General features: G+C 44.0%; 22 protein-coding genes and 1 tRNA gene. 17 read left to right on the plus strand and 6 right to left on the minus strand.

The window, feature by feature from the left end:
- Positions 1 to 4: 4 nt before the first annotated feature.
- The 16 genes from VS868_RS12020 to VS868_RS12095 all read left to right on the plus strand — a co-directional run bounded on the left by VS868_RS12020 (position 5) and on the right by VS868_RS12095 (position 18,543).
- Positions 5 to 184 carry a hypothetical protein gene (locus VS868_RS12020; protein ID WP_345597794.1) on the plus strand — a complete coding sequence of 60 codons (180 nt, stop codon included), beginning with the start codon at positions 5 to 7 and terminating at the stop codon, positions 182 to 184.
- Positions 181 to 564 (plus strand): hypothetical protein, encoded by a 384-nt coding sequence (locus tag VS868_RS12025; protein WP_345597796.1) that lies wholly within the window; start codon positions 181 to 183, stop codon positions 562 to 564. Before VS868_RS12020 ends, VS868_RS12025 begins: the two co-directional genes overlap by 4 nt.
- Before the next feature lie 41 nt (positions 565 to 605).
- Positions 606 to 773, plus strand: a complete 168-nt coding sequence (locus tag VS868_RS12030) for a hypothetical protein (protein ID WP_345597798.1) — start codon at positions 606 to 608, stop codon at positions 771 to 773.
- 75 nt (positions 774 to 848) lie between these two features.
- Positions 849 to 1,736: a BRCT domain-containing protein gene (locus VS868_RS12035; protein ID WP_345597800.1), complete on the plus strand. Its 888-nt coding sequence runs from the start codon at positions 849 to 851 to the stop codon at positions 1,734 to 1,736.
- A 373-nt stretch (positions 1,737 to 2,109) separates the two neighbouring features.
- Positions 2,110 to 2,304, plus strand: coding sequence for a hypothetical protein (locus VS868_RS12040; protein WP_345597802.1), 195 nt, complete (start codon positions 2,110 to 2,112; stop codon positions 2,302 to 2,304).
- 146 nt (positions 2,305 to 2,450) lie between these two features.
- Complete coding sequence (locus tag VS868_RS12045; protein ID WP_345597804.1) at positions 2,451 to 2,954, plus strand: hypothetical protein; 504 nt, start codon at positions 2,451 to 2,453, stop codon at positions 2,952 to 2,954.
- A gap of 2 nt (positions 2,955 to 2,956) precedes the next feature.
- Positions 2,957 to 5,059, plus strand: coding sequence for a hypothetical protein (locus VS868_RS12050; protein WP_345597807.1), 2,103 nt, complete (start codon positions 2,957 to 2,959; stop codon positions 5,057 to 5,059).
- Between the two features lie 2 nt (positions 5,060 to 5,061).
- A complete protein-coding gene (locus VS868_RS12055) occupies positions 5,062 to 6,081 on the plus strand; it encodes a fibronectin type III domain-containing protein (RefSeq protein WP_345597810.1) in 1,020 nt (339 codons plus the stop codon).
- Positions 6,078 to 7,328, plus strand: coding sequence for a BNR-4 repeat-containing protein (locus VS868_RS12060; protein WP_345597812.1), 1,251 nt, complete (start codon positions 6,078 to 6,080; stop codon positions 7,326 to 7,328). Before VS868_RS12055 ends, VS868_RS12060 begins: the two co-directional genes overlap by 4 nt.
- Positions 7,329 to 7,467: 139 nt before the next feature.
- Positions 7,468 to 8,112 (plus strand): hypothetical protein, encoded by a 645-nt coding sequence (locus tag VS868_RS12065; RefSeq protein ID WP_345597814.1) that lies wholly within the window; start codon positions 7,468 to 7,470, stop codon positions 8,110 to 8,112.
- Positions 8,109 to 8,624 (plus strand): hypothetical protein, encoded by a 516-nt coding sequence (locus tag VS868_RS12070; RefSeq protein ID WP_345597816.1) that lies wholly within the window; start codon positions 8,109 to 8,111, stop codon positions 8,622 to 8,624. The genes VS868_RS12065 and VS868_RS12070 overlap by 4 nt, the downstream gene beginning before the upstream one ends.
- The gene (locus VS868_RS12075) at positions 8,621 to 9,220 is read left to right on the plus strand and encodes a hypothetical protein (RefSeq protein WP_345597818.1); all 600 of its coding nucleotides are present in this window, start codon (positions 8,621 to 8,623) and stop codon (positions 9,218 to 9,220) included. Before VS868_RS12070 ends, VS868_RS12075 begins: the two co-directional genes overlap by 4 nt.
- 2 nt (positions 9,221 to 9,222) lie before the next feature.
- Positions 9,223 to 9,840: a hypothetical protein gene (locus tag VS868_RS12080; RefSeq protein ID WP_345597820.1), complete on the plus strand. Its 618-nt coding sequence runs from the start codon at positions 9,223 to 9,225 to the stop codon at positions 9,838 to 9,840.
- Between the two features lie 54 nt (positions 9,841 to 9,894).
- A complete protein-coding gene (locus VS868_RS12085; protein ID WP_345597822.1) occupies positions 9,895 to 14,094 on the plus strand; it encodes a phage tail tape measure protein in 4,200 nt (1,399 codons plus the stop codon).
- Positions 14,094 to 16,700, plus strand: coding sequence for a hypothetical protein (locus VS868_RS12090; RefSeq protein WP_345597824.1), 2,607 nt, complete (start codon positions 14,094 to 14,096; stop codon positions 16,698 to 16,700). Before VS868_RS12085 ends, VS868_RS12090 begins: the two co-directional genes overlap by 1 nt.
- Positions 16,675 to 18,543 (plus strand): hypothetical protein, encoded by a 1,869-nt coding sequence (locus tag VS868_RS12095; RefSeq protein ID WP_345597826.1) that lies wholly within the window; start codon positions 16,675 to 16,677, stop codon positions 18,541 to 18,543. Before VS868_RS12090 ends, VS868_RS12095 begins: the two co-directional genes overlap by 26 nt.
- A gap of 136 nt (positions 18,544 to 18,679) precedes the next feature.
- On the opposite strand, the gene VS868_RS12100 is transcribed toward VS868_RS12095, so the two are convergent.
- The gene (locus VS868_RS12100; RefSeq protein ID WP_345597827.1) at positions 18,680 to 19,804 is read right to left on the minus strand and encodes a site-specific integrase; all 1,125 of its coding nucleotides are present in this window, start codon (positions 19,802 to 19,804) and stop codon (positions 18,680 to 18,682) included.
- A gap of 151 nt (positions 19,805 to 19,955) precedes the next feature.
- A tRNA-Arg gene (locus VS868_RS12105) sits at positions 19,956 to 20,032 on the minus strand.
- 233 nt (positions 20,033 to 20,265) lie between these two features.
- Here VS868_RS12105 and VS868_RS12110 point away from each other — a divergent pair.
- Complete coding sequence (locus tag VS868_RS12110; RefSeq protein ID WP_345597828.1) at positions 20,266 to 21,660, plus strand: alanine/glycine:cation symporter family protein; 1,395 nt, start codon at positions 20,266 to 20,268, stop codon at positions 21,658 to 21,660.
- Here VS868_RS12110 and VS868_RS12115 read toward each other — a convergent pair.
- The 4 genes from VS868_RS12115 to VS868_RS12130 all read right to left on the minus strand — a co-directional run bounded on the left by VS868_RS12115 (position 21,647) and on the right by VS868_RS12130 (position 26,611).
- On the minus strand, positions 21,647 to 22,693 hold the full coding sequence (locus VS868_RS12115; protein ID WP_345597829.1) for a Gfo/Idh/MocA family oxidoreductase: 1,047 nt from the start codon (positions 22,691 to 22,693) through the stop codon (positions 21,647 to 21,649). The genes VS868_RS12110 and VS868_RS12115 overlap by 14 nt on opposite strands.
- Before the next feature lie 67 nt (positions 22,694 to 22,760).
- On the minus strand, positions 22,761 to 23,210 hold the full coding sequence (locus VS868_RS12120; protein WP_345597831.1) for a response regulator: 450 nt from the start codon (positions 23,208 to 23,210) through the stop codon (positions 22,761 to 22,763).
- Positions 23,194 to 25,947: a PAS domain-containing protein gene (locus VS868_RS12125; protein ID WP_345597833.1), complete on the minus strand. Its 2,754-nt coding sequence runs from the start codon at positions 25,945 to 25,947 to the stop codon at positions 23,194 to 23,196. The genes VS868_RS12120 and VS868_RS12125 overlap by 17 nt, the downstream gene beginning before the upstream one ends.
- Before the next feature lie 217 nt (positions 25,948 to 26,164).
- Positions 26,165 to 26,611, minus strand: coding sequence for a universal stress protein (locus VS868_RS12130; protein WP_266070764.1), 447 nt, complete (start codon positions 26,609 to 26,611; stop codon positions 26,165 to 26,167).
- Between the last annotated feature and the right edge of the window lie 40 nt (positions 26,612 to 26,651).

The raw sequence follows: 26,651 nt of genomic DNA on the forward strand, positions 1-26,651 counted from the left end.
AAAAATGGAAGAACAGGATATAAAAGAACTCTTTTACGAGGAAGTGAATAAAAGAGGAGTAGGTAAAAAAGTGGGTGCCACTAAAGATCAGGTGTATCGCTGGAGGCATACTGAGGATGTTTCGATAGCCGCCATGCTTGAAGTGCTCTGGAAGCTCGACAAACTTGAATTCAAACTGGAATGAAAACATTAGACCGTCGCGGGGAAAATACCGAAGCCATTCTTAAAGGCCGCTTTGTGGAGGAACAGCTCCGCGAAGAAGCTACAGATATTAAAGCTGCACAGACCAGCCTCATGAGCCGCCGGGGTTTTCGTAGTGCCGACTGGTACGACAAGCGAACCTTCACGATCTCGGGGAACCAGATGGATTATGATCATATGCCGCGGCACCGGTTTGTGGACATGAAGACCAGGAATACCAAATCTCAAGGCAAGATCCGCAAAAAGAGCCATCCCAACCATAACCGCATTTTCTATGGCCATGCTAATAATTTGATAAAGAGGCTGCATTTTGGATATACAGAGGCTGTCAAAGAGCAACTGTCGCGAGACCTTGACGAATAAGTAATTTAGATTTATGGTTTTTTAACCATAAACTTAATTACATGGAAAAATTGTTACGTGAACTCGACGAGCTCGATTCCAGGGAAAACCACCTTGAAACTTTTGACAACCTGCTAATGGTTTACCTCTCCAGTAAGGATGCCGATTCTCATGAAGAACGGGTAAGTATCTTACTTCTGGCCAGCAAGCTTCGCAGGCTCTTTATGTAATTTCACAGCAGTGTACCCTACCACTGCTTTTTTTTTGTAAGTTTATTTCAGCAACAACTTTTATTTTAAGCGTTTATGGAAACAATTCTAATCCTGGTAATTGTGGGATTGGTTATATACATTATATGGCCAAAAAAGAAAAGGGAAACTTCATCCCAAAAATCAGGTTCTCCTCTTACTGCAGGAGAAGACTCAAAAACCAAAAATTTAACCAAAACGGTTTATCCTTCAAAGAACAATTTCAATCTGGATCTTAGCACTGAAGAGGAGGATTCAGGTAGGGAATATTTAGAGGAATATTACGACATTACAGGGGTCCATATCCCCTCCCGGAAAGATTATATCTTAAACCATTGTGAGGAATTAGATCCTGTTTTCTTAAGGAAAGAACCCTCAAATCCAGTAAATCCTGAAGCAGTTGCAATATATCATTACGAGCAACTCATAGGATATATTCCTGATATAGATCTTGACGATGTGCACAAGTATTACGACCGGATTTCAGATGCCAGTATTTCAGAAATTGAATATGATGGGGATTTTCTTCGGGTGGAAATCAACGTTGAGCACGAAATAACCAGGAAGAAATCAAAACCTAAACCAAGTGCTTCTACTTCAAACCTAAACCCCGAAGACTTTATGCGTTTTAAGCAAAATGAAATTCCCTCTGAATACCTGAAGCCAAAAAAAGAGGGAGGAGATCCAAGCAGTTACTTCTACGGAAAAAAAGTTTGTATAAGTGGCTCCCTGGATAATTTTCCTTACCGGGCAGAGCTTGCTAAACATCTTTGGGACGTAGGAGCAGATGTGGATACCGGGGTAGGTAAAACCTGTAGTATTTTAATAAGTGGAGAGGGCGTGGGGCCTTCTAAGCTGAAGCAGGCTAAAGCCGGCGGTGTGCAAATAATGTATGAACCCGAACTTATGGAAAAACTTAATGGATTTAAATCAAGCTTTGTATGAAAGTAAATTCCACCTATAATGAGCTCTTTAAAAAACCTCTTGAAGAGCGAAGCGATCGTGAATTATTATACACCAGGATCATTCTGCAGAGGGAGGCAAATAAACGTCTCCAAGCAATTGATAATAATCTTAAATTTTTCTTTTACCTCACAGTTTTTGGATTGATAGTCGCAATCTTAGCTTACATCGTTATGGAATCGAATTCTTAGCTTTTTAGAATTCTCTATATTTGTTGTGCACGATTAAACACAACAAATGGAATTAGAGAAGTTTAAAAAAATGGCCCAGGGGAGCGCCGGTTCGAGTCCGGTTACTTCAAACGTTGTGTTTGTCGTGCACCACCCCTGGGCCTCTCTATTTAAACCATTTTGTTATGCACGACAAACACAACACCGCCGGGGACTTTATTTATTACCGAAACAACTCCGACCTGGAGAGCCGTGAAGGCATCGAGGTGGAAGCCGGTAGTTTATGGAAATTGGATCCAAAAACAAATGACCTTATCCTGGTCGACGATGACCAGTATGCTTCTCATCCTCTGGATGAAAAGCTTTTTACTCAGGAATAAACATTCTAAAATCAAAAATTAAGCTCACCACCGGTGGGCTTTTTTCATTTCCAGCACTTTAAATAATGCACCTGTGTATTTTGTCACACGCTATTTAACACCTGTGCAAACTTTTTAATATATATTTGGCAAAAGGTTTCCTACAAATGATCTTAAGCCAAAAGGTTCCAAATCTGACGAATATATGTGGAATTGCCCTGGACTTTTCTGCGGTGCCTATTCCATCTTATGCCGATTATGGGCAGCCTTTTTACGATTCCTATTTAGTGGAGAGCAATGCGCAATCGGTCTACTTCGGAAAGCGCAGCGTGAGCTTCTCCGAAGATCTCCAGGAATCGCCTGCAGGTGATTATTACCAGATCAAGGTAAGCATCCAGTTTCCCGGTAATGATAAGGACAGGGCCAGGAGGATTGAAGAATTCAGGAAAGCCAAATTTGTCATGGTGCAGCTCAATGGTGGCCGTGTTTTGCTCATTGGCCGCAACGATTTTTTCCAGAACGCCAAGCCCAGGGTGAAGATAAAAAGCAACGAGCAGTTAACCGCGGTTGAATTCACCACTACTTCGATTTCCCCAACAGGATTTTTACCCGATTATAACGCCGGATTGTTTCCACATTCCATTCCTATTAATTTCTTAAACGCTTCTTAAAAATGTCACTCAATTTTAACATAGAACTCAAACAGGATGATCCTCAAAGAGTGATCGAGCTTAACGGCGTACCTACCAGGTTCTATGCCACTGCCGAGGAGTTCAACCTGCTGGTCATGGTGATCAACCATTTACTGGGCAAAGAAAGCGCGTTGTACAAAGGAGAATTCGATTTCATTGAAGAGCTCGAGGAAAAACATCCGCTCCCAGAACCGGGATCTTACGCACACCTGCGAGTGGTAGACGGTGATGACATTTTTTGCCGGTGGGACAATACCAATAAAAAATGGATCCAGGACGGCCTGGTTAAAGACCAGCCCGAAGTAAATATAGGTGTGGCCGAGAATATTCGTGCCGTGCTTGAAGCAACAGGCACAAAGTACTACGGCACAAAAGACGGCGTGGCAGGCGTTTGGCCATTTCCTCAAGGCACCGGCGGCTCCCCCGAAACTTTCTCCGGCTTCAAGATCAACAGCTTTTCCAACGGTTACCAGGGCGGCCTCGAATGGAGGCCTTTTGCCAACTTTGAATTTGAAGGCAATCCCTTTTCTTCTGCTGCGCTTTTGACACCAACCACCGCCGATATCCCCGCAGGGGAAAAAAAGTTTGCGGCCATTGTACTTAACTCCAATGGCAGTATCACCCTGGCGCAGGGAGATCCTGCCGTGAACCCTTCGGCACCAAATATTGATGTGGCCACCCAGATCATCCCCGATGGCGGACTCATCCTCTTATCCTCGGGCGCGGCAACTCCCGAAGGTGTCTCCTTGCAAAAGATCTACACCAATAACAGCGGAATTGCCGGGGGTGAATGTGATACATCTGCATCTTTTGGAGCTGCAAGGTGGGATTTCAATTTTAACGATGGTGAAGACGGTGTGTGTATTAAGGGAACCCAACTGCAGGCCAATGACCGCATCGAGTTCACCCCCGAAAATGCCATTCCCATTGCCAATTTCACCGAGCTTACTTTCAAAATCAAGAACCTTGTAAATACCGGCCTGCCTGCTGGCAGTTCTGGTGGTTTCCGTTTTTTACTAACCGGAAGTGTCCTGGTAAATGGCAATGTGCAAACCACCACGATTTTACTGCCGCAGTTTCAAAACTCCGGCTATGAGGTGACCAACACCACCTCCTGGCAGTATATTTCGCACAAGTTGCCTGCCACCAGTCTAATAGATGTCACCGGGATTTCTTTCATTTTTGATCATGGAGATCCAACTGTGGTTCCTACAATTCTCCTGGACGATATCAAATACAACGACGGCTCGGCTCCCTCGGGGGAGAACTACGCGACTGTGGGTTATGTGGACAGGCTTATTGCTGAATTAAAAAAATATGCAGAAGACCAGGACGCCACCACCCTGCAGGCTGCAAAAGCCTATGCCGATTCTTTAGATATTGGCGGCACCGCAGATCATCTGCACGATTCTTACGACACTATCCCTTTAATGATCTCAGGTCAAGCCGGACAAATAGACGGGGAATATTATCTTGTTGTAGATGCCAGTGATGACCCAACTGTAGGTGCAGGCTGGGCGCTATATGAATACCTGGGCACAACCCTTGGAACCCTTGAAGATTACCGAAAGCTCTCTGAAGAAGAAAGCCTTGACGTGCTCTACTACGACTACGCGCAGGACATCGCCGATGTGCAGGCCGAAGTTGATGCGCTGGAGGTGAGGGTTACGAATCTTGAAGCCGCAAGTGGAGCTAGTTCGAACATTTCAGCAGGAGCTTTTACAGGAGAATTAAATGTTTCAGGAGGCAACAGATATTACGATGATTATGTTTCAGGTGCGGTTGTTAATCTTTCTCTTTCTGAAACTAAGGTATTGGGCGCAACAGCAACTGTTAGAATTAAGGGAGATTTAACAGGAACAATACCTCCAGACTGGAATTTTTCAGGACAACCAGTAAACAGCAATTCATCAAAATATAACGAGTTATCCCTTTTGTATGTTAAACCAGGAGATATTAGAATTGTAAATCGAGTTGTAGCCTATGTAGATGCTACAGCACCTTCAGCTCCAACAAATGTTCAAATTACGAATATAGCGGATTCAAGCGCAACTGTGGCTTGGAACGCTTCAACAGATATTTAATTATGGCAGTAGCAGGATATAATATATACTTAGGAGGGGTTAAGAAAAACACCTCATTAGTAACTGATCTGAATTATGCACTTTCAGGACTTACACCTGAAACAACTTATAGTGTCACTGTTTCAGCGGTTGATCATGCAGGAAATGAAAGCCCTCAAAGTGCAGCGGTTAATTTTACCACAACAGCAGCCCCCGCGACAGGATATGAAGCAGAATATCAAAATTGGCTGAATTATATAAATTCGAATGGGTTTACCGAACCTACAATAGAACAGCAGGAAATTGACAACTTAAAAATTAAGCATCTAAAAGATATAGGAGCGTATAATCAATTAGATACAATAATGATAGGTAATTCAAATTACACGCCTGAATCATGGGCTAAAAATGCCTATAGAGTTGATTTTAAAAACCCCGGCTCTTTTACTCTGTATAATACAGCTGGATTAGAACCATCTTTTACTTCAGGTCAGGGATTTAATGTTGTTGGAGGGTCTGGTAAATATGCTAGAACAGGTTTTATTCCAGCTCAACACGCTGGGAATATGACAGGGGATAATATGTCTGAAATATTTTCTCTTTTCAATGTCCCGGCAACATATACGGCTGCAACTTACTTTGCAGGAGGTAGAACAGGAAATACTATGTCACAAGTACTGTTTGGAATTAACAATCCCAATTCAATGCTTTTAAGATTTGGAACAACAACAGGCTCTTATACTTTAGATCATTCTTTAATGAACTCTCATTTTCATGTATATAAGAATAAAGTTAATATCGAAGGTACAATTACTAATGTATGTAAAGTATTTAGGAATGGAAGTGAAGAAGTGGCCGGTACAGTTGGAACAATATCTAACATACTTGAAAATACAGAACAATGGCTACTTGGAGTAAATAATTCAGAAAATTTATTAGGGAGCAATATGAATATAGGTATAAAATATTATCTGAGAGGTGCGGCATTAGACACTCTTAAAATGGAAATCTATCAAATAATGAACGAAATATACATCCCGTGATAAATCCATTCTTTCATTCATTATTATCGTTAACCAACGAAGTCAGAGACGTCACAGAAGTAGGCGAATCTTTGGCTTATACGTGGTTTGGAAGACCAAATTATGCCTATTCAGAAGAGGCTCAAAAGTACTGGATTGGATCTACTAAAGATATTGCTGAAGGTACTACGCAGCACATTACAGAATATGATATTACTGAGGACACATATACAACCACACGAGTAGGAACTGTTTTTGAAAAAGACGATCACAACCAGGTTCAAATAGTGATAAGAAGTTCAGACAAGAGACTTTTAGTTTTTTATTCAGAACATGTAGGAAATTCTTTAAGATATAGAATAAGCACCAATCCTTTAGATAGCTCATCTTTTGGAGAAGAAAAACTTGTTCCGGGTGGAGATGCTTATAAATTCTCCTACCCATCTCCCTATCAAGCATCTAATGGAGATATTTTTGTTTTTTGGAGATTCACGCCTCCAAGCATAGAAGAAGAGTGGTACTACGCAAAGTCAACAGATGGCGGTGAAACTTGGAATACATCTGTAAAACTATACGCTACAGGCTACAGGGCTTATCTTGTAAGTAGTCAAGACGGTGATAAAATTCATTTCTTTGGCAATAATGGACACCCAGAAATAAACAATGATCTTAATATAAATTGCTATCATTTTTCCTTTGATTTGACAACAGAAACGGCTTATAATTCCGTAGGCACTTCTATTGCTCTTCCAGTAACACCACCTTTTGCTACTCAAGTAAATAGTGCAGTTAGAAATGATACTTCTTGGATATTAGATGTTACCACCAAGAATAATTTACCGAGGGTTTTATTTGTTTTTTACCCGCAGGGTAGAGCTAATGATTTTTTAACAAAAGAATTGTGGTTGTCTGTTTTTAATGGAACGGAATGGATAAATACATTAATCACTACCACTTTAAGCGGATATATAGAAGATGATGCTTCCGTACAAGAATCTGCTTACCCCGGAGCTTCGAGGTTCGACAGCACTAATCCCGATATTATCTTTATGCCTAAAGAGGTGAATGGTATTTTAGAGATTTTCAAAGTAGATATTAGTGTTAGCCCAATATATTTTGAGCAATTAACTTTTGATTCTGAAGTCCATAATTGGCGGCCTATTTCTGTTCCCAGTCCTGTAAACAATCTTCTGTGGTTAAAGAATAACGATTATAATATGTGGAACGACTATGATATTTCACTTCAGACAAAAACAGTTCAGGTATGACCCTAAACACCGGTACCCGGAATTTCCCTAACAGTTCCTTTTGGCTCGACAAAGAAAAAGTTTGGGATAAGCCCTAAGAATCAAAACCAGGAAGCCCTGGGTTAATTCCCGGTGCCGGTTAATTTGAAAAAACCTACTTATGAAAAACCTACTCAAAATCTTCAGCAGCAAAAGCAACTTCTTCATTCAGCCTCAATTGGCCGGGGATCTTGGAAGAAGAACATTCCTTTCAGAAAAAAGAAAGGATGTAGACGCACTTCTTTCTATTTGGGGTTATGAACTCAGCCAGAGGCAAGTGTACCTCCAGGCCTTTGATTACTTCGTAAACCATCCCAAAGATTTCAACGGGGCCTCCATGACCGAAGATCTTTGCGACATTCCCGGCCTCGATCTCGATGCCATGCTGCACGACTACCTGTACGTGGTGTACAAGGCTTCGGTAAGCTGGAAGTACCAGATTTTGAGCGATAAGCTTTTCCGCAGTGAAATGAGGAGGCGGGGCAAAAGCAGCTGGAACCGCGGCTACCGCTTTGTAATGCTGCTCCTAAAATGCCCTTTTTGGATAGCCTGGTGCTGGGCCGTAAAAGGCCGCAGGATCACCGCCATGGATAAAATCAAAATGGATTATATCTTCTTCACCCTTGGCCTCGAAGAGCGGGTGTGGCATAAAGAGTTCCGCGGCGAATTGACCTGGGCGGCAATTATACTGGCGGTGATCATTGGGTATATATGGCGGGTTTCGCTTTTAGACTTTATTCAATCCCTTAAATGGCTGGTGGTATGAAAAAGCTGCTTTTCATCCTCTTTTTTTTAGCTGCTTCGGGAGCTTCTGCCCAAAAGCTATACACCAACGCCCCCGACGTGGTCTATCCAATTTTGGAGGAGTATGTGGCCGAGAACTATCTGCGCAAGCAGGGCAGCTTTGAGATGATCCACCGGCTGGACAGCATTGTTGTTAAAGACATTCCCTTAATCAAAGTAGATGCGAATGAAGATCGCCCTGCAGGGATCTATAAAGTGTACGGTTACCACAAGATCAGTGGCGGCAAAGAGTGGATTGAGATTGATAGCTCCCTGCTCTATAACCCGCGAAAATTCCATGCCACCCTGCTGCACGAACTCAAGCATGCCGCCGGGCAAAAAGAACATATAGATGCCACCGGCTACAGCTTTGACCATCCTATCTATGAAGACCTCATGGCCATTCCCGCCTACCCCTACTACATCCCCGACGAGAAGTGGCAGCGCATGAAGAAAAAATATTACGATTCACTTTCAAAATCTCCCTCACCATGAAAAAATTACTGTTGCTTTTTCTCTTAACCGCTACTTCTTGTGTTGCACAAAAAAATTCCTTCCATGTTACCAAGGTAAGAGCCACTGTTAGTGCTATTGATCAGGGCACCGCAACTATCAAAACCAATCACAGCGGGATTGACTACCTGGTCGAAGCCGAAGATGTTGAACTTCAAAAAGAATACTGGTTCAGGCTGGCCAAGATTGAAGAAAGCCACTATAGGACCAGACGCGCTACAATTCTTGAAAAACCTGTAAAAACCTGCAGGACATCCAGTGCAGAAGCTCAAGACTATCTCGCAGGGGTAGCAGAATTTGATTTTCAGAAGGATTATCATCGCGATGAAGAAGCATCAGTGAAGGCAGTTGTTATTATGGTTTCTGCAAATGCGGCGCTGTTACAATTTGGGCAAAGGAAAATCAGAATATTCAATGCTCGCAGTTTGGAAACCGGTAAAGAATACCATTTTAAGCTGTGGAACATCACAATTTTGGATAACGGTTTTATATGGGCAGATGTTATTGGCATCCCTGTCAAGTCCTGTAAAACGGTTCTTGCCGAAGCCCGGGATTATTTCAAATCTACCAACCTTTAGGCATGAGTAGAAGTGTAGTTCCTGTACACATAACTCCACACCTGGTGCCTTTCTTCTTCGAAGAATTTGAAGGCATAGAAGCCATGTACCTCAATAAGAGGGTAAAGGCGGCAAAGATCTCTACCAAAAAACCTTTGGGCCGAATGATAAGGCTGCTCATTGAGCATTCGCCCTCCCCGGTAAAACCCGAAAAATTCCACATGTACCTCTCTGTGCAGGACAGGGAGCAGTCAAAGAATTTCTTCGGGCAGTTTTACAAATGCGAATCGGGGAAGAATACCTGGCTGCGCCTCCCCGAAGTAGCCGTGCAGCTCATTAACGACCACCTCGAGGAAACCTTTCGCACCTCGATGATGTATTTTGTGCTTGGCCACATTACAGAGAACGACTCCGGCCAAATTCGCAAAGCCGTAGACCTTTTCCTCATTAAGTACGACCTGTATGAGCACGGCTTTGAAAATGAATCCATGCGCAGGTACTACTACCGGGTTATGAAAGAAGGTTACCTTCTTAAGAAGATGCAGCACGAAGGCCAGGTGAAGCACAAAAAGAAGGAGCGAAAAAAACCGGACCCCGAAAAAATACACACCATCTCTGCCGGGCAAATCTCACTTTTTTAGCTGTCACACCTTAAAGATTTTCTTCGGCCTATACTTGTCTAAACATTCCCCCAAATGGCCAAGAGAATAGTAGACGAAGAGATGAGATTTTCCATTGTCATTAATGGAAATGAAGCTCAAAAAGAACTTTACGAGCTGGAGCGCTCTACCCGAAAATTAACCCAGGAAAACAAGGACCTGCGGGCAGAGAAAGCCCGTCTTAAGGCTCAGGGGAAAGAGGAGAGCGAAGAATACAGAAACCTTACCCGCCGCATAAAGGAGAACAGTCTCGAGCTTTCCAGGAACAAAGCCCGCACCCAGGAACTTCAGAAAGAAATTGGGATCACCGGCCTTACAATGGCCCAACTTAGCAAAAGGGCTTCCCAATTAAGGCTGGAGATGCGCAACATGCTTCCCGGTAGTGCCGAATACAAAAGGATGCAGGCGGAGCTCGTGGCCGTTAATGCCAGGATGAAAGAATTAAGTCTTGGTGCCCAACAGGCCGAAGGATCTATTTCAAGACTTGCCCAGGGCTTCAATAAATATTTCATCCTTGCCACATCTGTTATCGCTACCGGTACCGGGGTAGTCCTTAGCCTGCAAAAGGTCATTGACTTCAATGGAAAACTTTCCGATTCCCAGGCCGATGTGATGAAGACCACCGGAATGACCCGCGAGGAAGTTGATGAGCTTACCAAGTCCTTCGGAATGATGAAGACCCGTACAGCCAGGATTGAGCTGCTCAACCTTGCTGCCGATGCCGGGAAACTTGGCGTTACCGGGGTGAAGAACCTCCGGGATTTTGTAGCCGAAGCCAATAAGATGAAAGTAGCCCTGGGCGATGACCTTTCAGACGAGCAGATCAAGGAGGTGGGAAAGATCACCGATATCTATGATGTAGGAACCCAGACGGGGAAAGAATTTGCCGGTGCCATGAATGCCGTGGGATCTGCAATTAATGAAGTGTCTGCCTCTGGTGCCAACGCTGCACCTTTCCTGGTTGATTACCTGAAGAGGCAGGCGGGTATCGCCAAACAGGCCAAAATAGGTGCCGATCAAAACATTGGTTATGCCGCCACCTTTGATGAAATAGGGCAGAGCGTGGAAGTTTCGGCCACGGCAATGAACAAAGTGTGGATGGATATTTTTGATGATCCGGCCACTTATGCCAAGGTTGCGAAGATGGAACTTCGTGATTTCAACAACCTGCTGCAAACCGATTCCAATGAGGCCATGATCCGGTTCCTTGAAGGCCTGAACGGGAATAACGAAGGCCTGGCGGTCATGGTGGAAAAGCTTAAGGATATAGATGTTGGCGGGGCGCGTGGCGCACAGGCGCTTTCTGCTCTCGCAGGAAGTACAGATAAGCTTAGGGAAAAACAAAAGCTTGCAAACCAGGCCCTTATTGAAGCTACTTCCCTTACCGATGAGTACAACATCAAAAACAACAACTTTGCGGCGACAATAGATAAGATCAACAAAAAAGTCATGGGCTGGTTTGCCAGCGAGGCCATTGTTTCAAGGCTTGAGAGTTGGGCTGTGGCATTTGCAAAATTCATAGGCGCCACAGAAGATGCCTCGGGGGAAGTGGATATCTGGAGGGAACGTTTATTGGCCGCTTTTAAGGTACTTCTTGTACTTGTGGCTGCTGTGCTGAGTTATAAAGCTGCAATCCAGCTTTCGGCCTTATGGACAGCCAGGGCAAGTGCCGCTACAAGAATTCATTATGCCCTCCTGGTTGCCCAGGAGATTGCCACGAAATCTTTAGCCATTGCAAAGGCACTGCTCACCGGGAACATAAGGAAAGCGGTGGTGGCATACCGCGCTTTAACCGCCGCTATGGCCCTTAATCCTATTGGTGCAGCCGTTGCTGTAGTAGGTGGTTTGGTGGCAGCCTATTATGCTTTTTCTGAGAGTGCTGAGAAAGCGGCAACAGCGCAATCAATTCTTAATGATGCGCATACCGAAGCCATAAGAACCACCCGTTCAGAAATTAATGAAATTAATGGCCTGTTGGCTGTGGCCAGGGATGAAAAGATCAGTAAACAGGAGCGCATTAAAGCCATTAACAGGCTGAATGAAATTTCTCCGGAATATCTCGGCAACCTTTCCCTTGAGAATATTAATACACAGGAAGCTACTACTTCCCTTGATGCCTATGTAGAAAGCCTGGTGAGAGCGGCCAAGGCAAAAGCCCTAAAAGCACAGCTTGATGCTAAATCTGAGGAGTTGGCTAAGGCTGAGGGTTCCTCTCTGCAGGAGAACATTAAATGGTATGAGAAGTTATGGAATAGTCTTACATCATTAAATGATCCTTTTGAATCTTCCATGAAAAACTATCAGTCAGCGACTGAAAATAAGAATAAATGGATTGAGGCCACGAAGGAAGAACTTAAGCTTATCGAGGAGCAATACAAAGCCCAGCTGAAGGAAAATGCCCAGGCAGGCGGGAATAATGAACCCAAAGGTCCAAAAGAAGGCGATACTCAGGTGATAGGGGAGCAGCTTTTCAGGTTCACCAATGGAAAATGGATGGCGGTAAAAACCCCCGGGCCAAAGGATGATCCCGGAGGAAAGAAGGCAGAATACAAAGTAGATCCTAAAAAAGAAGAAGCTGAGCTTCGCAGGATCCAGGAAGAAAACGACAAGTTAAAAGCTACGCTCATAAGTGATTCTTTCCAGAAGGAAATCGCACTCTCTGAGGCGAACCACGCTGCAAAAATGCAGAAGTTAAGGGAGCAGATGATCGAGGAAGCTGAGATCCTGAACCTCGATCTCGAGATTGATAAGGCTAAAGCTTCCGGTGACAGCAAAAAGGTTGATCAACTGAGCAAGACGAAGGAGATTTGGATGCAGAGAAATAAGGAGCTTAATGACCAGATGCTGTATGAAGAAGAACTTCACCAGCTGGAGATAGGTAAGCTCATTCAAAAAGGCCTGGAGGAAGATTTTCAGGAAAAACAAAAAGCTTTTGACAGGGAAACTGTGTTGCGGGAAACCGCTCACAACAATGCCATGGCTGCCCTTGGAAACAATGAAGCTGCCAAAAAAGCCCTGCAGGAAAAATTCAACCAGGAAGAATCGGTAAGACAGGAGAATCATCTTCGAGAATTGATTGCCGAGATGAATGCCATCATCAAAGGTGGCAGTTTTGAAGGCTTTGACCTTGAGCTTCTTTCCCCTGAGCAAAAGCAAGCACTTCTGGATTTCCTTGACCAGGCAAACCTTAAGCTCTCAGATCTTTTAAATAAAATGTCTTCTGCTGGAAATGGTAATGATCCTTCGGCTACCGGTGATTTTGCTTCTGGTGTAGATATTTTGGGCATGTCCCCCGACCAGTGGATTGCCATGTTTGACAATCTCGATACCACTGCAGGAAAGATTGAGGCTGCCCAGTTTGCCGTTCAAAGCATGTTAGGTGCCTGGTCCATGTACAGCGATTACATGAATAAGCGGGAGCAGATTGAACTTAGAAACTGGGAGCAGGCGCAGGAAAAGAAGAAAGAATCTTTAAGCCGGCAGCTGGATGCCGGGTACATTAACCACCGCCAGTACAATGCGGCCGTGGAGGCCATGGAGAAAGAGGCTGCCAGGAAAAAAGCAGAGCTGGAGTATAAGGCTGCCAAGCGGGAACGTTCCATGAACCTTGCCCAGGCTGCCAGTGGAACTGCCTTAGCTGTCATTAATGCCCTCCAGACAAAACCTTTCCTGCCTATGGGCTTGATCATGGCAAGCGTTGCCGGTGCTATGGGGCTTGCGCAAATGACCATGATAGCTTCTACCCCGCTGCCTGCAAAAGGATTCGAAAAAGGGCTTTATCCTGTTCAACGTGAACAGGACGGTAAAATGTTCAATGCTTCTTATGGTGGGGAGACCCGCAGCGGCCTGGTTGATAAACCCACGCTCTTCCTTGCCGGTGAGGGAGGAAAACGCCGCCCCGAGATGATCATCGATGATCGTGCCTGGGCAAAGATGGACCCCGATGTAAAGAATTCCGTGTACCGTGAGCTTGGCCGCCTTGGCCGGGTACCGGGATATGAAGGAGGGTATTACTCCGATATGAGAAAAGTGGAGGATGTTCCTTCTGGACCTGCAGGAGGGGATTCTCCAGATTATATCCTTTTTGTAAAAGCGCTGGACAGGAATTCTGCAGTTATGGAACGGTTGGAAACTTCAGGCTTACCGGCCTACCTGGTAAGGAACATGGAGAATACCAAAAAAATCAGGGATGACCTGAAAGATTACGATAACCTGAGAAACGAAAACAAAAAGTAATGGCCTACGATAACTATTCAGTAAAAAAAGTTTTCAGCAACGAGCTGGTAAACATTCACTGCAACAAGCTCTTTGATGCCGTGCATGTTGCATTTCCGGGATCAGAAACCAAGATACTTGCCGAGGGGGATCTCTCCCGCATGATCCAGGGAATGGCTAAAATTTCCCTGCCCGTGGTGCAGCTCGTCACTAATGATGCAGCGATCTATAGCTACCTGGTAAAAAACTTGCAGGCGATTCTTAGTGTAGAGACACAGCTGTCTTTTACCAACAGGATCCAGTTCACCACATCGCAGGCCTTTTTTGAGATTTGGATGGATGCTGCGGCCACTTCAGTAAATGTTGACGGATTGTACTGCAGGGATCTTGGAGGCTCTTACCCGGCACCCGTGCCTCCTTACAACATCCTCCTGCTGGAAGAGCAGGTTTTTACCGAGGTGGCGCAAAATGAGCTTTATTATAAAGACTGGAGCGCAAACATTGAAGCTCCGGTTAAGGTAGTTTCTTTGGTGGGTGCGGCTTCGCCTGCGCCCATACCTGTTGATGTGCAGGTAGAGAATGTTTTTCTTTCGCAGCCAGATGGTAAGTACAGCGGTTTCAAAATACAAACCCGTGTGGCCAACTGGGTTTCTTCCAGCAATACCGCCAATTACGGCATCGTTTCATTGACCGGCGATGTGAATGTCTCTTATCCCGGTGACGATCTCCTTGAGGCCGAGCTGTTGCGTAGCATTACTACCAATTTTTCAATTTTGGGATATGTCGAGCCGGGAACATTCTCCTGGGATCTTCTTATTGAAGTTCACGGGGTACGCAATGATTCGGGTTTTATAGACAGGTCCATTTCCAGTTATAAAATTCCATTTTCCCTGCTCGTGCTTGCCGAAGATGAAATTTCAGCAAGCCTTGACCACATTGTGTTAACGCATGTGCGCAATGAACTTCCGCTTGCGGGACAGGAAATCGAGGTTGTTACAGGGAGTAATTTTGCCTTTACGCTGCTCAATATTTTTGAAGTTACCGGCGGCAACGTAATTGAACAGGCGCCTGTGTACAACCGTCGTGTCTACCATGGTTCCGGCAGCCAGGTGTTAACGGTTAAGGCGACCGCCGCTTTAGATGCAACCACCGGCAGTACTTTTAGCGGTTCCTTTCAGTTTGGCACCCTTTCATCATCCGGGGGCAGGATTCGCAACAGGCAGTATTTTAATGGCATTGTCACCGCCCATATTTTTGAGGAGCACGGAATTTTTGTAGATCCCGAAGCCCTCGAATTTTTTGCCATCAAAGGCATTGAAGCTGCGGCGGCGCAGGAACTGGCGGTGGTCTCTACCCAGACATTTACTGTGGAGCATCCTTTCTGGCTGCAGGTATTTCCACTTTCCGGAGAAAACTTTAAAACGCTCAAAGTGCAGCCCATCAATGCGGCTAACCTGGTTTCGGGCGAATACTTCGGAAATATTGTCATCACCTCGGCATCTGCCCAGGTAGAAGTGCCGGTTACACTCACCGTGGTTGAAAGTATAGATGAAGGTTTTTCTTCTGAAAACCTGAATTTCACCCACGACAATAAGAAATTCACCTATATGTACAGTGACAATGCGGCCAACCGTGCGTCTTGTAACCTAAAGGTGAACGCCTATAACTTCCGCGGTTTTCCTTCGCTTACCGAGCTTAATTTTAAAGGTACTTTTTTCAACAACCGCTTTAAGATCCACCTTGGAGATATTGTTGCCCGAAGGTTTGCAGCCCTGGAAGCCCCTTCAAAAATTGGTATTAAGCATTACAACCTAAACGAAGACCAGTACCCGCTCTTCAAAATATACAAGTATTACCGCCCTGCCAGTGCCAACATTAGCCTTGACATTGAAGAGCGTGCCACCGGTACGGTTGAAGAAAATGAGAATTTTGAAGATGTTCTTTTTGTACGGGGACGCAGGCCGAAGAAGTTTAGCGATGACTATGGCATTTTAAATTTTGAAGCCGGACCGGTTCGGGTCACCGAAAATTCACAAATGCTGTTCAATTTTGTTCGCCGTTTTTCTCAGCACGAAATAAAAATCTACCGCAATAATGCCCTTTTTAAGACCCTACCACATTCCCCGGGCAATGATTCCCTTTTTGGATTGGCCATGTTCTTCAGGGACTTTCGCCAGGGGGATGTTATTGATGTTCGCCTGGCCGATGTTCATGTGCAACAGTATTTGATGTTCCCAACACAGCAGCACAGCCACCACCTGGTTTTTATGAATGAATACAATGTGCCTGAGGCTTTTGAATTTACCGGCGAATATGAGTTTTTCACCGATAAAAAAGTCACTTCGGCGAAAAGGTACCACAACCTTGTGGAGCATATCGAGAACCTGGAGACCGGCAAAGAGCAGCGGTTCAGGATCAATACCGGATGGATCTTAAGGTCTAACCAGATCATTGTGGATGCCATTACCGATGCGCAGCATGTTTGGCTCGTCCATCATGGCCGGGAAATTTCTTTGAGGCCCGTAGATGTGAAAATGAGCAACCATGATTCCACCAGGGACCTTTACCAGTATGATGTAGAATTTATAATCAACCGCGAAAATGAACTTGAAGTTTACAGCCTCTAATTTTGAGCTTGATCTTTACGGGCTCAATTTGAACATCGTGGAGGAGAACCACTGGTTTTCTGACCAGTTTTTCACCAAGTATTCTTTCCCGGTAGAATTTGATGTTACCGATGAGCTGGACGCAGCTTTGCAGATGATCACCCACAACAATGCAGCCCGCAGCGCAAAAACTTTTCCCGGTTACCTGGAGCTTTTTGGAAAAGAGCCGGAGGCGTTGTTGGTTATTGAGCGAATCCAGGGAAGAAAAGCTCAGGGGAAATTCCGTTATGGCTTTGAGGAATTTCCGAATTACGACAAAAAACTTTCTGAACTTGACCTGGAGCGCGAAGAGCTCAATGTGCCTATTACCGATTTTGCCTTGCCGTTTTTGAATAAGACCTATCCTGAAGTCAACTATAATTTTCCGCAGGCGATCGTAGATAAATTTGACACGAGTACAGCTCAGTGGCAGTATTTTGAAGGCATTTTGAACAATTTTTCCGGAGGAGCTTTCCTGGTGAACGAATTTGACACCACCACCCAGGAGCAGATCAACAGGAACATCATGCAGCCTTTTCCTTATCTTTTATATGTGATTGCACAGGGGTTTGCTGAAAAAGGCCTGGAGCTTCGCGGGGAGATCCTTACTGACCCCGATTTAAAAGATGCCGTGATCCCTATTATTTCAGATTATTACAGTACAGCTTCCGAAGAAGGGAGTGAATGGGTGGTGAAGGCCAATCAATATGACAACCTCGAAATGATTGAGGCCTTTGTGGCACCTTTTATTGTAGATGTCGAAGTGGGGAATTATTCTAAGACTATTCCCCTTGATTCTCCAGGGGTTTATAAAATTGCAGGGAACGCAATTTTAAGAAGTGAAGCGAACACTGCGGTGGCCGAAATTAAACTTGATGGAAGGACCGTGTGGAAAGCTGCAAAAAAATATGTTTCATATAGAGAATATTTCTTTTCCATTGACAGGAATGTGGAGATCTCAGTAGAAGCGGGATCTGGTGTTCTTACATTTACGAGTCAGCAGCTGCCTTATGCCGAGATAGACAAGAACCAGGATCCCGAAGCGATCATTCTTGATCTTACCATTACAAAAATTGCGGGCTACGATCAGGATGGCGAGTTGGTACCCACTGTTGTTTCGCCTAAAGAAATCAACCTTCAAAAATGCGTTCCCGACATGACTTTTGGCGAGCTGCTCAAGGTGGTTAAGAACTGGAAAAATTATGACATAGCGATTGGTGAGGGCTTTGTGGAGATGAACAAGATCCAGAACCAAATGAAGTCTGCAGAGGTTGTGGATCTTTCGGGTTACGAGGTTAAATACCCGGTAAGGAAATTTTACCAGGACAATACCTTTCTTCTCCAGTTCCAGGAGGTTTCTTCGGAAGAATACACATTTGAAAAAGTTTTTGTTGATGCCACCGGGAGCCGTACATCATCATTTGTGAAGCGGGAAGACACCCAGGAGATCACCATTAAGGGGCTGCCGCTGCCCTTGAAGCAGAAAGGCCCGGTGAACACGGCACACCTCTTTACCGATGCCAATAACATTTTGATCCTGGCTATTTATCCGGGACTTGTCAATGATCTCAACCTGTGCCGGGATGCTTCAAACCTCCTGGTTCCCGCAGTGTATGAAAGCGACTGGCGGGAGTGGCTAGATTTCAGGATCAATGCCGAAGGTTTTGAATGGGAGTTTGAAGTTTACCCGGAGCTTGCCGGCAAGATCTCCAGGGATTCCAAAATTGCGGCTTATGGCCGAAGCTTCATTGTGAGAAGGGTGAGCAAAAAAAATACCAGCCGTTGGTTATGGATGGTATCTTTGGAATGCGACGGAGTGGATTAGAAAATACCAAATAAGTGCTTATATCGTCAGATTTGCTAAATAAGTGCTTATATCGTACTATTGTAATTGCGAATCGAATCTATACTCATTAGTCAAGAGTGGTATTAGAGCCTCTAAGAAATTAGAGGCTTTTTTATTACCACAGGTTATCCATGATCTTGATTTTCTCACAGGCTTCACTTTCCACTATGTGCACATAGATCATGGTTTCTGAAATTTTGGAGTGGCCCAAAATCTTTTGAAGGTCCTGCACCTTACCGCCCATTCTCAGGAAGTTGGTGGCAAAAGAATGCCTGGCCACGTGGAAGCTGATGTTTTTATCAATTCCACATAGTGTGGCAATTTTTTTAAGTACACGGTTCATTTCTTCATTGGTGGGCATCTGCACAAAAAGCCGCTCGTCTTCTTCGATGATTTTCCGGAGTTTTTCAGAGATCGTTACCCATTGTCTTTTTCCGGTCTTGACACTCACGAAAAAGAAATTTTGTTCGTCGAGCTGCTTTCTTTTCAATTGTTTGACATCGGAGATCCGCAGCCCGGTAAAGCAGGAAAACAGGAAGTAGCCTGCCGTTAACCGGTAACGCTGGTTAATGAAGGGGGAGAAGAAGAGCTCGTGGATCTTCTTAATTTCTGCAGCCTTTAGATCGGTGCGGTGGCCGCGAGTGCTGCCTACCTTAATATCATCGCCCGTAATTGGCAGCCTTATGCCTGCCCTGGCTGCGGCGTTAATATATTTTTTGATCACAGACATATTTGATTCTATAGTAGTGGAATCATTTCCCAAAGATTTGAAATGCACCTTTATTTTTGTGAGCAGGGCTTCATCCAGTTCAGTGAAGTAAATGGTATCCCTCCAGCGGCGAAGCTTGTTGAGTACCGCTTTATGCCTTCGCACAGTTCCGCTCTTCAAAAGCTTTTTCTCCTGGCCCAGCTGGTATTCCATAAATGCCAGGAAATCCATCCGCGGGATGCTGTTGCGAAATTCCTGTATAAACTTCTCCAGGCTCAGCTGCTTTTCAGCCAGGCGAAACATGGTGCGGATGCCGGTGATCTTGGAATCAACATTATCCAGGATAAGGTTGATGTCACGGGCTTTTGTAGTGTCGGGTTTGAGCCGTGCTTTTTTCGGGTCCCAAAGTGATGCAGGTACATAAATGTCGAGCGGGATCCTTTCCCGTTGGTAATTTTTGGTGACGTGCAGATAAAGGAGGGATTCCCCATCGGCATTCACATAATTTCTTTTTACAATTCTGGTTTTCATTTTTGACACAAACATTTTTCTTGTGTCAACCAGTGTGTCAAAAATCCTGTTTTGCAGCATAATTTCACTTATTTGAGGGTTAAAAAAAAAGGGCGGTAATACTGGTTTTTCCAGTAATACCGCGCCTTTTAATAAGTGTTGCTGCTAAGCTTGGTGACCTCGACAGGATTCAAACCTGTAACCTTCTGAGCCGTAATCAGATGCGCTATTCAGTTGCGCCACGAGGCCGTTTTGCGGGTGCAAATATAGGCTATTTTATAAAAAACGAAAATATTTTTGTGCAAAATAAAGTATTTTTTGTCTACCGCGTTTCTGTTGCTGTTCTCACTGAGATATAATCTCTTGTTAGTGGGGGTACTAAAAGAAAAGTCTGAAGCGCTAAAGTTGTGAAAATTAAAGAAATGATCTGGTGATAAGCCTGCCGGACTTGTATAGTACCCTGCAAATACTATATTTGCTATATGGCAACACTAGATGAGTTCATTGCTCAATTCGCCTCCTTCGTATGGGGCCTTCCGCTTTTAATCTTACTTACCGGTGGAGGATTATATCTTCTCATTCTTTCAAGATTTCTTCCCTTTCGTTACCTGGGGCATTCCATAGAGGTACTTCGGGGAAAATACGATGATCCAAACGATCCCGGCGAGATCAATCATTTCAAGGCGCTTTCTACGGCACTTTCTTCTACCATTGGGATGGGGAATATTGCCGGCGTTGCAGTGGCTATCGCTATTGGAGGTCCGGGTGCCATGTTCTGGTTGTGGATAAGTGCCATTATAGGTATGGCTACCAAATTTTTCACAAACACTCTGGCCGTCATGTACCGCGGAAAAGATTCTGAAGGAAAGCTACAGGGTGGCCCCATGTATTTTATTACCGAAGGACTCGGGAAAAAATGGTGGATCATGGCAGCTTTTTTCAGTGTAGCCGGCCTTGTGGGGGCTTTACCGGTCTTTAATGTCAACCAGCTTACCCAGGCTATAAATTATATTCTTTTAACACCTAATGGGGTTGAAGTCACGCTAACATCCAACCTTATCATTGGAGTGATCCTGGCCATAATTACTGCAGTGGTGATTTACGGGGGTCTTAATAGGATAAGTAATACGGTTTCAAGAATGGTTCCGGTTATGGTGGGGCTTTATTTTGTGGCCGTGCTTATTATTTTGTTCGTAAATCTTGAGCAGGTGCCATACTACTTCAAACTTATTTTTACTGATGCATTTGCAGCAGAAAATTACGCCGGAGAGCCATTTTTGGGAGGTATGCTGGGCGGACTCATTATTTTGGGTATACGGCGTGGTGCCTTTTCAAATGAAGCCGGGATTGGAACTGCTCCCATGGCTCACGGAGCTGCCAAAACCGCCGAGCCAGTACGCGAAGGCCTGGTAGCAATGTTGGGGCCTGCAATAGATACGCTCGTTGTGTGTTCCTTAACCGGAATGGCGATTCTTGTCACCGGGGTTTGGCAAACCCACGATGTAAATGGGGTAAGTTTAACCGCTGCTGCCTTTGATGCATCTATACCTTTCTACGGAAATTATCTGCTGCTCATTTGTATCGCCATCTTTAGTATATCTTCCCTATTTTCTTATTCTTACTACGGAAGCAAATGTCTTTCCTTCTTAATTGGGGCCAAAAACAAGCATTACTACAACTACTTCTATATTCTGAGTATACTCCTGGGGGCAACAACATCACTAAGTATGATGATAAACCTCATCGACGGATTTTTTGCTCTGATGGCTATTCCCACTATGACAGCCACGCTAATTATGGCACCTCGGGTGCTGAAGGAGGCAAAAAGATATTTTTTAAAACTGAAGGAGTCGGGAAAACCTCTTAACCAAAGGTAATCACCCTGCGCTCATCATGACTTTGTTGCGCCGCTTCTATGACCTTTATGACATCTCTGGCCTGTTGAGGTGACACTGCAAGAGCTTCTTCCTGTGTAAGAGCATTATACAGGTTTTGGTACACGAAAGGGTAATTGCCGCGCTCACTTTCTAAAAGCTTTTCTTCTTCGACAGTATTGAGCCTGCCCCAAATTTCTTTGGGTTCCACACCCCATTCTGAAGTGTTTTGTGGTTTAGCACCTTTTTTGAGATATTCCTCTTGAGGGTCTACCCCATATTTCACAAAACTTCCCTTCGTGCCAGAGAGCTGGTAAGTGGGGCCTTTTTCTTTTACAAGCATTCCTGCTTTTAAAGTAACTTTCAGGTTAGGGTAGAAGAGGATAAGTTCAAAAGCATCGGGCACCGTGGCGTTGTCCCGCTGGGTTCTTATATCAGCAAATACTTCATAAGGAAGTCCAAAGAGATAAAGCGCCTGATCAATTAGGTGACTTCCCAAATCGTAGAGAATTCCGCTTCCCGGGTTCTTTTTATCCTCTTTCCAGCCGGTTTTTACTTCGTTTCTAAAGCGATCAAAATGGGCTTCATATTCAACCACCCTGCCTAAAATGCCTTTTTCAACTATCTTTTTTACAGTTAAAAAATCACTGTCCCACCGCCGGTTGTGGTGTACAGTAAGCAGTAAATTTTGTTGATGTGCCAGTTTAATAAGTTCATTGGCTTCCCTTACATTGGGCGTAAAAGGCTTTTCAACCAGTACATTTTTTCCTGCTTTTAAGGCTTTTTCAGCAAAAGTAAAATGGAGATGGTTGGGTAATACCAGGATAATGAGATCAATCTCAGGATCTTCCAGTATTTCTGAATATTCTCCTACAATCTCAACCTCCGGAAAGTCTTTTTTTGCGGCTTCAACATTGGTAGGGTTGGAGGTGAGGATCTTTTTTACTCTAAATCCATTTACGCTCGATAGGATTGGGGCATTATAGATGCTCCCGCCGGGGCCATAACCTGCAAAGGCAGTATTTACCTGCTTCATTTTTGTTTCAAGATAAAAATTTCTGAAGAATATTGGGCTCTTAAAATGCCATTTTTGACACCCTTCTTTATTTTTTCTGATTTTCCTCCACGTTCTGAAAGAAGAATTTTCGAAGAGGCTCCAGGTTTTTGATCTTTTGGGTACACGCTACTGTTAAAGGCTTGCGGCAAAAATGAATTACGTGCTCAAACTTTTGGGCTTTTACAGCATCCTGATGGTTGATTGAAGATGTCACCACCACCACGAATACCTGGGCCTGCATGGGGTCTTTTTTGAGTCTTTTCAACACCTTCCAGCCGTCAAGTACGGGCATGTTGAGGTCGAGCAAAATCAGGAAGTGCTTTCCGGGTTTGTCGTGCTTCCTAAGATAGTCAAGCGCTTCCTTACCGTTGTAGCAAAGTACCGGAGAATGTTCAATTCCAGAAGATTTCAGACTGCTCTTGTGCAATAAAGTCACTACTTTATCGTCATCTACTACCAGAATTTCCAAACGACCTGAATTATCTGGCTTCAACATTAATCTTTTCAGTTTTTTCTACAATATTCCGAATTATATCATCGAGCTCGTTAGCCGATTCTTTCATGTGAAACAGGATCTCATCTTTCGACATTTCTTCAAACAACTCTTCTTCCAGCAGGTGTAAAAGGCCTTTTATGCGTGCCAGTGGGGCTCTTACCACGTGAGACTGTTCCCAGGCTATTTCCTTTAGCACCTTATTTTGCTTTTGAACTTTTTGCAAAAGTCTTCTGGAGTTCGTTACATCGAGCACCGCGCCCACCATTCTCGTTGCTTTGCCGTTGCTGTCCCGTAAAATATAGCCGCGATCTATGATGTGGGCAATCATGCCATCGGCTTTTACAAACCTGTATTCCAGTTTCCATTTTTTGACCTCGGTATTGTTTATGGCATCGGCAAGAGAGCGTTGTACCTTATTCCTGTCTTCATCAACCACTTTCCTGAGCCAAAAGGCGTGTACTGTAGTGGCTTCGTTGGTGTCATAACCAAAGATCTTCTTATAGCCTTTACTTCGCGTTACCGAATCGGTCTCGATCTCCCAGTCCCAAATCATTTCATTGGTGGCTTTCATGGCCATCTTAAAACGTTTGTTGGCGACCTTTAAGGCCTCCCTTTTTGTGATTATTTCTGAAATATCGCTGGTGGCACCAATAAGCCGTAGTGCCTTACCGGTATAATCTCTAATGATGTAACCGCGATCTACCACCCGGGCATAAGTGCAGTCGGCTTTCCTGAAGCGGTATTCTGTTTTTATAAAATTTTCGTTTGGATTGGAAATTACAATTGCCAGTTTTTTCTTTTCAGCCTGTTTATCTTCGGGGTGCACATTATTTCTCCAGAAATCATATTGACCTACTGCTTCCGAAGAATATCCAAACAGCTCCTGTGGCCCTCTGTGGAAACGGGTGACTTTGTTTTTAATGAGATCCCAATCGTAAATAAGATCTTGTGTTGCCGTTGCTGCCAATTGATAACGTTCGTTGATATGCTCGATTTCCCTGGCCTGCTCAATCACTGTGGTAATATCAAGAGAATTGGCTACAATTCCTTTAACGGCAGAATCGTTTAAAAGATTGGTAGCGGTGGTCTGTACCCACCGATATTCACCATTTTTATTCTTAAATCTAAAAGGTGAGATTTTCACCTGTTTTTGATTCTTTAACTGGTAGAACTGTTGGTTTACCCTGGGCCAGTCTTCAGGATGAATGAAACATTGTGCATTCTTCCCTATGAGCTCCTGCGGTTCTAAACCAAGAATCTTCTTGTAGTTCTCACTTACAAAAGAATAGCATCCATAAATATCTAAAATCCCAATAAGATCGGCACCTTCCTGAACCAGAGCCCGAAATTTTTGTTCACTCAATTTAAGTTCTTCCTCGCTTTGTTTGGCTTTCTTAAGAGCGGCATTGCGTTCAAAAGCATTAGTCAGGTTTTGGGTAAGACCTTTTAAAAAGGTGATTTCTTCTTCTTTCCAGATGCGCTGATATGTACAGTCATCAAACCCCACAAAGCCGGTAAGCGAATCTCCTACGAAAACTGGCAGCAACAACATAGATTTGATTTGCTGCTCAATAAAAATTTCTCTTAGCTCACCAGGAGCAAGTTCGTCTAAAATGGCAGTGAATGGAAGGTTTTTTACAAGGGGAGCAGTAATTTCCTGTACCTTCTTTATGGGCATATTCTGCAGCTCCTTATTATCAATTTGAGGAATGGTTTTTTCGCTGCACCATTCTACCTTTTGACTTATCAATATTTCACCGGTTTCAGGATCGGAGTTTGCCTCAAAATAGTACATCCTGTCGACTTCAACGGTTTCGGCTATGACTCCAAAAGTTTGTTGAAGTGCTTCCTGATTAATTTCTTTTTCAAGGAGGGAACTTACAAAAGCAGCGTTCACTTCAAGAAAACGACTTTTCTCCATAATCACCTTTTCGCTGTGCTTTAGCTGAGTGATATCTTTAGCAATTCCATGAACTTCGGCTACACTGCCCTTTAAAAACATAGGCATTAGCAGGATCTTAAGAGCAACCAGGTTACCTGTAGCCGATAGGAATTCGGCTTCAAATGAAGTTACTTTTCCTTGACGGGACCTTTCAAAATGTTCAATAACAAGATCCTGGTCATGAGGAGTGCAAAAATTTATAAAGTTACTTTTGATTAACTCTTCTGCAGGTAAGCCGGCCATCATGGCAAGGCTCTCATTGATATGTAGAAAATTTCCCTGCATGTCAAGCCTGTAAAGTCCGTCGGGGTTACTCCTTATAAAGTTCTTGAATTGTTGGCGGCTTAAACTGAGCTCTTCTTCAATTTCTTTATCGCGTTTCTTGCGTTTATTCTCTGCCGTAACTTCCCGGGCGCAGTGCAGGATCACTTCCACTTTTCCGGCTTCGTTCTTTATTGGGAAATTCTGAGAACTGAAATAGCGTTCTTCAAGTTCTCCCGTAACTTTATTTTCTACGTCGTACCGGAGGTCGTTTACCTCTTCTTTTTCTCCTAACCTTACGACTTTTTCTAAAGTCGCAAAGAAGGAGTCAGGTCCATATTCGCTGAGGTTGACATTGGATGAGAAAATTTCCCTACTGTCTTTACCCAATAGATCTTCGCGGGATCTACCCAGTAATTCAAGATAGGCTGTGTTAGCCTCTACCATCATGAATGCATTGCACTCTTGCGGTTCTAAGACCAAACAGGCAAAGGGAATGGCTTCAAAAATTTCTTTCCAGCAGTTTTCTCTCATCGCAGGGGGATACAAGTATAAAACCTGCCTTTGCTCCTAATATTTTGTTAAAGGCGAAACAAATATAAACAAAATATATTCCCTCGACCTATTGAAAACTACGAAGTTGGGTCGTTAGGCGACAAAAAAGTCCTCTTTGACCTGTAGGGTAATAAATAAATGAAGAAAATTCCTACAAATTAGCTGGAAATTCATTGTAGTCCTTTCTTCAAACAGATTAAGATCTATGTTTTACAGGCACCAGTAGAACGGGAACATCCAGATCGTCAATTAGTTCCTGTTTTATGCTTCCTACAAACATATCGTAGAAAAAGTTCTTTTTGTGGTGTCCGGCAATAAGCAGGTCGGCATTGATATTCTGCACTTCTTTTTTGATCATTTTTACCGTTGACCCTTTAAGTTGTACAGCTTCGGCTTCAATGTTCTTTTGGCGCAGGTTTTCGGCCATGCGCTTAACAAGTTCGCCTTCTTTTTTCCGGTTTTCCACTCTTTTGTCCTGAGCGTATTGTGGTCCGGCTTCCAGCCCAAGGTAATCGTCGGGGTCGGGTTCGCTTACGTGAAGGATCCAAATCTTGGATCCGAAAGCCTGAGCAATTTCTTCGGCTTTGGCTATTAAACGATCGGCATTTTTCTCAATGTTGATCGCTACGAGGATCTTTTTCATGGTAGAAGTAAATTAGATTATTAAAGGTAGGAAAAATACT

This window comes from Salinimicrobium sp. 3283s (assembly GCF_039602225.1).
In the GTDB taxonomy this organism is placed as follows: domain Bacteria; phylum Bacteroidota; class Bacteroidia; order Flavobacteriales; family Flavobacteriaceae; genus Salinimicrobium; species Salinimicrobium profundisediminis.

Excerpts from the sequence above, each read along its gene's own strand:
- VS868_RS12050 (WP_345597807.1), top strand. The coding sequence starts at position 2,957 with ATGTCACTCAATTTTAACATAGAACTCAAACAGGATGATCCTCAAAGA.
- VS868_RS12125 (WP_345597833.1), bottom strand. The coding sequence starts at position 25,947 with ATGAGAGAAAACTGCTGGAAAGAAATTTTTGAAGCCATTCCCTTTGCC.
- VS868_RS12110 (WP_345597828.1), top strand. The coding sequence starts at position 20,266 with ATGGCAACACTAGATGAGTTCATTGCTCAATTCGCCTCCTTCGTATGG.
- VS868_RS12090 (WP_345597824.1), top strand. The coding sequence starts at position 14,094 with ATGGCCTACGATAACTATTCAGTAAAAAAAGTTTTCAGCAACGAGCTG.
- VS868_RS12080 (WP_345597820.1), top strand. The coding sequence starts at position 9,223 with ATGAGTAGAAGTGTAGTTCCTGTACACATAACTCCACACCTGGTGCCT.
- VS868_RS12070 (WP_345597816.1), top strand. The coding sequence starts at position 8,109 with ATGAAAAAGCTGCTTTTCATCCTCTTTTTTTTAGCTGCTTCGGGAGCT.
- VS868_RS12040 (WP_345597802.1), top strand. The coding sequence starts at position 2,110 with ATGCACGACAAACACAACACCGCCGGGGACTTTATTTATTACCGAAAC.
- VS868_RS12115 (WP_345597829.1), bottom strand. The coding sequence starts at position 22,693 with ATGAAGCAGGTAAATACTGCCTTTGCAGGTTATGGCCCCGGCGGGAGC.
- VS868_RS12045 (WP_345597804.1), top strand. The coding sequence starts at position 2,451 with ATGATCTTAAGCCAAAAGGTTCCAAATCTGACGAATATATGTGGAATT.
- VS868_RS12100 (WP_345597827.1), bottom strand. The coding sequence starts at position 19,804 with ATGAAAACCAGAATTGTAAAAAGAAATTATGTGAATGCCGATGGGGAA.
- VS868_RS12095 (WP_345597826.1), top strand. The coding sequence starts at position 16,675 with ATGAACTTGAAGTTTACAGCCTCTAATTTTGAGCTTGATCTTTACGGG.
- VS868_RS12025 (WP_345597796.1), top strand. The coding sequence starts at position 181 with ATGAAAACATTAGACCGTCGCGGGGAAAATACCGAAGCCATTCTTAAA.
- VS868_RS12055 (WP_345597810.1), top strand. The coding sequence starts at position 5,062 with ATGGCAGTAGCAGGATATAATATATACTTAGGAGGGGTTAAGAAAAAC.
- VS868_RS12085 (WP_345597822.1), top strand. The coding sequence starts at position 9,895 with ATGGCCAAGAGAATAGTAGACGAAGAGATGAGATTTTCCATTGTCATT.
- VS868_RS12130 (WP_266070764.1), bottom strand. The coding sequence starts at position 26,611 with ATGAAAAAGATCCTCGTAGCGATCAACATTGAGAAAAATGCCGATCGT.
- VS868_RS12065 (WP_345597814.1), top strand. The coding sequence starts at position 7,468 with ATGAAAAACCTACTCAAAATCTTCAGCAGCAAAAGCAACTTCTTCATT.
- VS868_RS12120 (WP_345597831.1), bottom strand. The coding sequence starts at position 23,210 with ATGTTGAAGCCAGATAATTCAGGTCGTTTGGAAATTCTGGTAGTAGAT.
- VS868_RS12035 (WP_345597800.1), top strand. The coding sequence starts at position 849 with ATGGAAACAATTCTAATCCTGGTAATTGTGGGATTGGTTATATACATT.
- VS868_RS12030 (WP_345597798.1), top strand. The coding sequence starts at position 606 with ATGGAAAAATTGTTACGTGAACTCGACGAGCTCGATTCCAGGGAAAAC.
- VS868_RS12075 (WP_345597818.1), top strand. The coding sequence starts at position 8,621 with ATGAAAAAATTACTGTTGCTTTTTCTCTTAACCGCTACTTCTTGTGTT.
- VS868_RS12020 (WP_345597794.1), top strand. The coding sequence starts at position 5 with ATGGAAGAACAGGATATAAAAGAACTCTTTTACGAGGAAGTGAATAAA.